The 8,166-nt window shown below is 62.4% G+C and carries 6 protein-coding genes; all 6 read right to left on the reverse strand.

The window, feature by feature from the left end; translation table 11 throughout:
* Window positions 1-1,286 (reverse strand): glutamate--tRNA ligase (gene gltX, locus EN749_RS24700; protein WP_128364154.1); only part of this gene is annotated, 1,286 nt, incomplete at its 3' end.
* A gap of 333 nt (window positions 1,287-1,619) precedes the next feature.
* Window positions 1,620-2,807 (reverse strand): hypothetical protein, encoded by a 1,188-nt coding sequence (locus EN749_RS24705; RefSeq protein WP_245491495.1) that lies wholly within the window; start codon window positions 2,805-2,807, stop codon window positions 1,620-1,622.
* Between the two features lie 248 nt (window positions 2,808-3,055).
* Window positions 3,056-4,861, reverse strand: a complete 1,806-nt coding sequence (locus EN749_RS24710) for an ABC transporter ATP-binding protein (RefSeq protein WP_128364155.1) — start codon at window positions 4,859-4,861, stop codon at window positions 3,056-3,058.
* 378 nt (window positions 4,862-5,239) lie between these two features.
* A complete protein-coding gene (locus EN749_RS24715) occupies window positions 5,240-5,650 on the reverse strand; it encodes a GNAT family N-acetyltransferase (RefSeq protein WP_128364156.1) in 411 nt (136 codons plus the stop codon).
* A gap of 39 nt (window positions 5,651-5,689) precedes the next feature.
* Window positions 5,690-7,366, reverse strand: coding sequence for an NAD+ synthase (locus EN749_RS24720; protein WP_127321218.1), 1,677 nt, complete (start codon window positions 7,364-7,366; stop codon window positions 5,690-5,692).
* A gap of 129 nt (window positions 7,367-7,495) precedes the next feature.
* Window positions 7,496-8,166, reverse strand: a 671-nt coding sequence (locus EN749_RS24725; protein ID WP_145990992.1) for a DNA-3-methyladenine glycosylase I, incomplete at its 5' end; no start/stop codon positions are given.

The raw sequence follows: 8,166 nt of genomic DNA on the forward strand, positions 1-8,166 counted from the left end.
GTCCTCAGCGGCATGAACAACGCCTTGCCCTTGCGGCCGGTCGCTTCCCTGATCTTGCCCGTCCAGTCCTTCCAGATCGTCGCGCTCCAGGGTTCCTCCGGCAGCAGATCGAAGGCCTGTCGAAGGAAATCGCGATCGTCATCGGAAAATTCCGGCTTCTCCTGCGGTCCGTCGCGCAGGATACGCCACCAGTTGACCGCATCGGCCAGCCTGTCGAGATTGCCGCGCACCGCCAGCCAGAACGGTTCGGCCTGCTCGCCAGAGACGCCGAGCACGATCAGACGGTCTTGTGCCTCGGCGAACGGCATGTGGTGCAGCAGCGACCGGTTGAGCACGAACAGCTCGTCCGGATCGAACTTGGCGGCGGATTTCGATGTCGCCGCCGGATCGAAGCGTTCGGCGAGTTCGCCCATCGTCGGCACCGCCGCGACATTCTCCGAAGTGCCTACCAGGACGGCCAATGATGCGACGGCCATCGGCTCGATGCCGTCCTCGCGCAGGCTTTCAATCGAGAGCGCGCCGGTGCGCTTCGACAAGCCCTCGCCCGATGCGGTGGTCAGGAGATTATGGTGGCCGAACACTGGCGGCTCGGCAGCCAGCGCCTGGAACAGGGCGATCTGCACGCCGGTGTTGGTGACGTGGTCGTCGCCGCGGATGACATGGCTGACGCCCATCTCGATGTCGTCGACGACAGAAGGCAGTGTGTAGAGATAAGTGCCGTCCTCGCGCACCAGGACCGGATCGGAAAGCGAAGCCAGATCGACGGTTTCCTCGCCGCGCACCAGGTCGTTCCAGTGGATTTCGGTGCGTTCCGGCTGTTGTGGATCGCCTGAGAAATTGGGGAGGAGAAAACGCCAGTGCGGCTGGCGGCCATCGGCCTGGTACTCGGCGATCTGCTCGTGCGTCAGCGTCAGCGCCTCCCGGCCATAGACCGGCGGCAGGCCGCGCGTGCGGCGCACCTTGCGCCTGAGATCGAGTTCCTCCGGCGTTTCATAGCAGGCATAGAGAACGCCTGCCGTCTTCAGCCTCTCGACCGCCGCGTCATAGACTTCGAAGCGCCGCGACTGGTACTCGGTGGCGTCGGGAAAAATGCCCAACCAATGCAGGTCGTAGAGGATGGCGTCGGAAAACTCCTGCTTCGAGCGCGCAATGTCGGTGTCGTCGAAGCGCTGGATGAATCGGCCCTTGTTGTTCATGGCGAACAGCCAGTTGAACAGAGCCGTGCGCGCATTGCCGATGTGAATGCGGCCGGTCGGCGACGGGGCGAAACGAACGGTAACTGTCATGAACGGGGCGTACCGGATGCTTTTGTGGTTGACAAGACGCGCCCCCGCGCTGGCCGGCAGACATAGAACATGGCGGCTGGAATGAAAAGACCGGCGGTGAACGCTCCGACGGCGCCCAGGCCGGCGGTGCCCATTTTGTGCCGGCAGCTTTTCACGATAGGAATTTTTTCTTGACTGGGTGCCCTCAGCTATGGTACATATTTGGCTATGGTGCTGATTTGCGCCAGCGACCCGCCGCACAGGCGGGTTTTTCGTTTGATGCTCCGTCAGCCAACGCGTCGGCGAAGGCTCCGAAGGAACCCATTAACCCAAGTTTGTAGCGCTTGAAGGCGATCAGCGGCCGAAATCATCGGAACTGAGGCGGGTCCAGCGGTCGCCCACCAATCCACCGATAAAGATGTCGCCGGAGCGGACCGCTTCCGTGACCTCGGCGATCCGCGAGCGGACCATTGTTCCCCCGGCATAGCGGAAGAAGACATTCTTGTAGCCAAAGAGTTGAGGTATGAATTTGGTCTGCGTCTGTCCGGTGATGCCCACGCAGCCCATCTCCCATGCGGCGGCGACAAGCGCATCCAGCGTCGCGCCCCAGTGCAATCCGGATGCCTGGATCTGTAACAGGTTCGCCACGCCGCCGGCTTGACCATAGAAGGCATAACAACCGAGCATTTTGCCCGTTTCGTCGTAGGTCCCACCGAAATGAAGGGGGCCGTCGGCCCGCTTCTCGGCCGCCAGCGCAAGCAGCCGTGCAAGTTCCCCATCCTTCCAACTCGGCCGAAGAGCGTAACCAGACAGGAGGGTCGGCAGCTTCTCGGCAAATTGAACGGCATCGATCGGCTCACGATGGGTGCGATGCGACGATGAATGGAGGACCGGTGGCTCGAACCTTTTCTTCGCGAGAGCATCGAATGCTCTTGCGCATGGATCGAGTACAAGGCGAGGCAGGCCAGGCCATTTACGGTGCAGTGCGGCGGCGGCCATCGCCGCCGGCCGGAAAACATATGTCCATCCCAGACAATGCACCGGCAGGAGTTGGTACTTCATCGGGCGCGCGAAGGCCAAGGATGTCCGGTTGGCCGAATCGGTCAGCTGCAGATCGAATTCGCCTTGATGCAAGGCACGCAGCAATTGGGGTCCAGCCGAGCCATCATCGGTGCCGGGGTCGGCCATGAGCGGCCCGATGATCGCCGCATTCAATGCCGCTCCATTGAGCTCGTAGCGGGCTTTCAGAACGCCGAGGAACCCACCCAGACGACCGTGCCGGTTGATCTGGACAAGAGCGTTGCTTTCCCCGGACTGGCCGGCAGGGTCGAGGTAAATCTCTCTCATATACGCGGCCGTCTCCGCGATCGCGCGATCGAGGAGGTGACGCCGCCGCCGGCGAAACTTCGTCAGGAAGAGTGCGGCGACGCGCTCGAGATCTTCGGCAGCCAGCGGCCGAACCGAGCCATGCTGAGATTCCAGCACTGACGGCGCAGCCAACTTCTCCTCGGCATTTGCAGAAAGATGCATCGTGAAGAACATCCGTGGGTTGCCCTCCATCGGATATATATCAACCAATGGTAGAAACAACGTATCTCGGTCAGTATGATGAACAGAGGTCTCAAGACTTACTATCCGGACAGGGCTTCACAGGCAAATCAAGTCGGCCAGCATCGATGCGCTGATCGGCGGGTTGCCGCGGCCTTGCGATCGCATGCCCTGCTCCAGCCCGCTGGGCTGACAGTGCCGGACAGAGGCGGCCTCCGGCCGAAGCTGGAGGCCGCCTCAATTCAGCTCACAAGTCCCTTGGTCAGTTCCAATGCCTGGCGCTCGAACAGGCGGCGGTAGATGCCGCCTTTCAGCCGGATCAGTTCATCATGCGAGCCTTCCTCGACGATGTTGCCGCGATCGAAGACCAGCAGCCGGTCCAGCGCCCTCACCGTCGAAAGCCGGTGCGCGATGACCAGCGTCGTGCGGCCGACCATCAGCCGCTCCATCGCCTGCTGGATCAGCACCTCCGACTCCGAATCGAGGCTCGATGTCGCCTCGTCGAGGATCAGGATGCGCGCATCGGCAAGGAAGGCGCGCGCGATCGCCACGCGCTGACGCTCGCCGCCCGACAGTTTCACGCCGCGTTCGCCGACCAGCGTGCCATAGCCCTTCGGCAGGTTGGTGATGAAGTCATGCGCACTCGCCAACTTCGCGGCATGCTCGATCTCCTCCTGCGTCGCACTCGGCCTGGCATAGGCGATGTTCTCGGCCAGCGACCGGTGGAACAGGATCGGCTCCTGCTGAACGATGGCGATCTGCCCGCGCAGCGAGGCTTGCGCCACCTGCGAGATGTCCTGGCCGTCGACCAGTATTTTCCCCGCATTCACGTCATAGAGCCGCTGGATAAGCTTGACGAAGGTCGTCTTGCCCGATCCCGAATGGCCGACCAGCCCGACGCGCTCACCCGGCGCGATATCGACCGAAAAGTCGCGGTAAAGCGCCGATCGGTGATGGCCATAGTGAAAGGTCACGTTGTCAAAGCTGATCCGTCCTTCGGTGATCCGGATCGGCTTGGCGCCGGGCCGGTCCTCGATGCCGAGCGGTTCGGACTGGAAATCGACCAGCTCTTCCATATCGTTGATGGAGCGCTGCAGGTTGCGGATATGCGTGCCGATATCCCTGAGATAGCCCTGCAGCACGAAGAGCGAGGTCAGCACGAAGGCAACGTCGCCGGCGCTCGCCTGCCCCCACGACCACAGCATCAGCGCCAGGCCGATCACCGCGGCGCGCATGACCAGCAGCAGCACCCCTTGCGTGGTGCCGTTGATGGTGCCGCGCACCCAGGTGCGCCGTGTACGCGCACGCCATTTGGCGACGACCTTGGCCAGTCGGCGTTCTTCGCGCTCCTCGGCGCCAAAGCCCTTGACCACGGCGTTGCAGCTGACCGCGTCGGCCAGCGAGCCGCCGAGGCGGGTATCCCAGGTGTTGGCGAGCCTTGCCGCCGGCGCGACATAGCCAAGTGACAGCAGCGCCGTCACCGTGATGAACAGCACCGAACCGGCAGCAACGACCGCCCCCATCAACGGCCAGAACCAGCCGAGCAGCAATGTCGAGCCGACCAGCATGACGATTGACGGCAGCAGCGCGATGAGGATGGTGTCGTTGAGCAGGTCGAGCGCCCACATGCCGCGCGTCACCTTGCGCACGGTCGAGCCGGCAAAGCTGTTGGCATGCCAGTCGGTGGAAAAGCGCTGGACGCGATGGAAAGCATCGGCGGCGATGTCGGCCATCATCTTCAAAGTCAGCTCGACGATCCCCATGAACGCCAGGTTGCGCAACACGACGCCGGCCAGCGCGAGCGCCATCAACATCGAGAACGCCGTCATCGCGGCATTCCAGGCAATCGCGTCGGCGCCGGCGCTGCTGGCGACGGCGTCGACCAGCCGGCCGGAGTAGAGCGGCGTCAGCACATCGGCCAGCGTCGACAGCAGGAAGCTGCCCATGATGAGCGAGAGCCGCCAGGGCTGACGCCGCCAATGAGTGAGCGTGAAGCCAAGAACGCTGCGAAAGGCGCTCGCGCGCAAATCGATCTTGAAACGAGCCATGATGTCATTCGGGCACAAACGAGCCCGATCCCAGTAGGTCGAAAATTGAAGAAGCCGCGCAAGGAGCCAATGAGTGCCCGGAAGCGGAGTGGCATATTTGGCGTATCGCCCAAATCGGGCGGCGATCGGCATCGGCATAAGCCTGTGCTCGGTCCGGCATCGGCACGAAGGGGAAACCTTCGCGGAGCGCCGGATGAGACCTAGGCTTCGCGGCCTCGCATTACCATGTGAAATACTGCCATTCGGACCTCCCGCAAGACAATTGCGGAGGTGTCCTTATAGAGACGCTCCGATGCATCGCCAAGACGAGTTCACGCCAAAAGTGTATCTGGTCCAACCACTGCGATTATTTTGCAACAACGGAGCAAGCCGCGCGCCTCATTCAGGAATGCGATCCAAGCGCATGTAGCGGCCATCGGTCGATGGCTTGAACCCAAGCTTCTCATAGACGCCGTGTGCGTCGCTGGTCGACAGGCTCCAGTGGAAAACAGTCCTGACTTCAGGATGATCGATAAGGGCCTGGACGAGCCGGCTGCCGATGCCTTGCCCGCGATTCCCGGGCCAGACGATGATATCGGCGAGATAGGCGAACACCGTGCGGTCGGTGATCGCGCGGCCGAAGCCGACTTGCCTGCCGTCGACATAGGCGCCGACGCAAAGCGAATTGGCAAAGGCGCGGCGATGGACTTCATCAGTGCGTCCGGCGCCCCAATAGCTTGCCATCAACAGGTCCGATGTCGCACGGAAATCGATCCGTGACATGTCGAAGCTGATTTCACAATCGGGCATGGCTGTCTCCGGTCGCGCCGCCGCGTGCGCTTTCGGTACCTAGCTGCGATCCCTGAACCGGTTGGTGATGGGATAGCGGCGGTCGCGGCCAAAATTCTTTTTGGTGATCTTTACGCCCGGCGCGGCCTGCCTTCGCTTGTATTCTGCGATGTAGAGCAGGTGCTCGATGCGCGTCACCGTCGCCCGGTCATGGCCGCGCGCGACGATGTCGTCGACACCCATCTCATTTTCCACCAGGCATTCGAGGATGTCGTCCAGCACCGGATAGGGCGGCAGCGAATCCTGGTCGGTCTGGTTCTCGCGCAATTCCGCCGATGGCGCCTTGTCGATGATGTTTTTCGGGATCACCTCGCCCGAGGGCCCGAGCGCGCCCGGCGGCACGTGGCTGTTGCGCCAGCGCGACAGCGCGTAGACCTGCATCTTGTAAAGGTCCTTGATCGGATTGAAGCCGCCATTCATGTCGCCATAGAGGGTTGCGTAGCCGACCGACATCTCGCTCTTGTTGCCCGTGGTGACGACCATCGAGCCGAACTTGTTGGAGATCGCCATCAGGATGGTGCCGCGCGCCCGGCTCTGCAAATTCTCCTCGGTGATGCCTTCCTTGGTGCCTTCGAACATCTGCGTCAGCGCGTGCAGAAACCCTTCGACCGGCTCGAAGATCGGCACGATGTCGTAGCGGCAGCCGAGCGCCCGGGCGCAATCCTCGGCATCCTTCAGCGAGTCCTTCGAGGTGTAGCGATAGGGCATCATGACGGCGCGCAGGCGTTCCTCGCCGAGCGCATCGACGGCGAGCGCCGCGCAGATCGCCGAATCGATGCCGCCGGACAGACCAAGCACCACATTCTTGAAGCCGTTCTTGTTGACGTAGTCGCGCAGGCCCAACATGCAGGCGCGATAGTCGGCCTCCTCCCGGTCCGGGATTTTCGACATCGGCCCTTCCGAGCAGATCCAGTGATCCCCTTGTCTCTTCCAGGTGGTGATGTCGACCGCTTCCTCGAACTGGCTCATCTGGAAGGCAAGCGTCTTGTCGGCGCCAATGGCAAACGACGCGCCGTCGAAGATCAACTCGTCCTGCCCGCCAAGCTGGTTGGCATAGATCATCGGCAGCCCGCATTCGATGACCTGGCGGATGACGACCTGGTGGCGGACATCGATCTTGGCGCGATAATAGGGCGAGCCGTTCGGCACCAGCAGGATTTCCGCCCCGCTTTCGGCCAGCGACTCGCAGATATCGACGTCGCCCCAGATGTCCTCGCAGATCGGAACTCCGATGCGCACGCCGCGGAAATTGACCGGCCCCTGGATCTCGGGTCCAGCCTGGAAGACGCGCTTCTCGTCGAACTCGCCGTAGTTCGGCAGATCGAGCTTGTAGCGTTCGGCGATGATCTTGCCGCCATCGGCGAAGACGATCGAATTGTGCGTGCCGCTCTTGCGCTTCAACGGCGTGCCGATGATGACGCCGGGACCGCCATCCGCGGTGTCGGCGGCAAAGTCCTGTGCCGCCTTTTCGCAGGCTTTCAAAAAGGCCGGCTTCAGCACCAGATCCTCCGGCGGGTAGCCAGCGAGGAAAAGCTCGGTATAGAGCACGAGATCGGCGCCTTGGCGTGCGGCATCCGCCCTCGCCTCGCGGGCCTTGGCGAGATTGCCTGATATGTCGCCGACAGTCGGATTGAGCTGGGCGACGGCGATGCGCAGGATGTCGAGCTTCTTGGTCATGCCTGCTGACTTAGCGCGGCAAAATTGCCCGGGCAATGGCGTTCGTTTGGACCAATTCGGACCGATTGACATACGTCAATCGTGTGCGGACCGATCGACGTGCTTCAATCGTGGCGAGACGACCAGGTATCAATCGTCGCCCATATATTCGCGCAACGCTTGCGGCGAATGATTCTCGCCGATCGACATCGCCAGGATGCGTGAAATATGCCGGCGCGGCAGGCCTGTCTGCACCACCCACTGGTTGATCTGTGCCTGGATCTTGTCGAAGTCCCTCTTCGAGGTCGGGCTTTCGGCGATGTCGAGGCCGGCGTCGCGCAACGCCGCGGCCATATCGCCCGAGATGACGAACGCATCCCAACCCAGCCAGCGCAGGAAATACTGGCCCGTATTGCCGCCCAACCGGCTGCCATGCTTGCCGAGCCAGGCCATGAGCCCGACCTGGTCGTCCGCCGGCCAGTTTGCGAGGAATTGGCCGAAGCCGCCATATTCCTTCGACACGCGCTCGACGAAGGCGGCGTTGTCGCGCACGGATCTGATCTTCTGCGGGTTGCGCACGATGCGCTGGTCGGCTGTCAGATCGTGCCAGAAATCATCGGGCTGGAACAACAGCCGCTTCGGCTCGAAGCGCAGAAACGCCTCCTCGAAGCCCGGCCATTTCTGCTCGATGACGCGCCAGACGAAACCGGCGGCGAAGACGCGTTCGGCCATAACAGAGAGAATGCGGTCATCGGCGATGTCAGCCACGGCGGCATTGTCAGGCGCCGGACCCAGCAGCGACGTCAGTTCCTCTTCGCCGC

The sequence above is a fragment of the Mesorhizobium sp. M7A.F.Ca.ET.027.02.1.1 genome (genome assembly GCF_004022985.1).
In the GTDB taxonomy this organism is placed as follows: Bacteria; Pseudomonadota; Alphaproteobacteria; order Rhizobiales; family Rhizobiaceae; genus Mesorhizobium.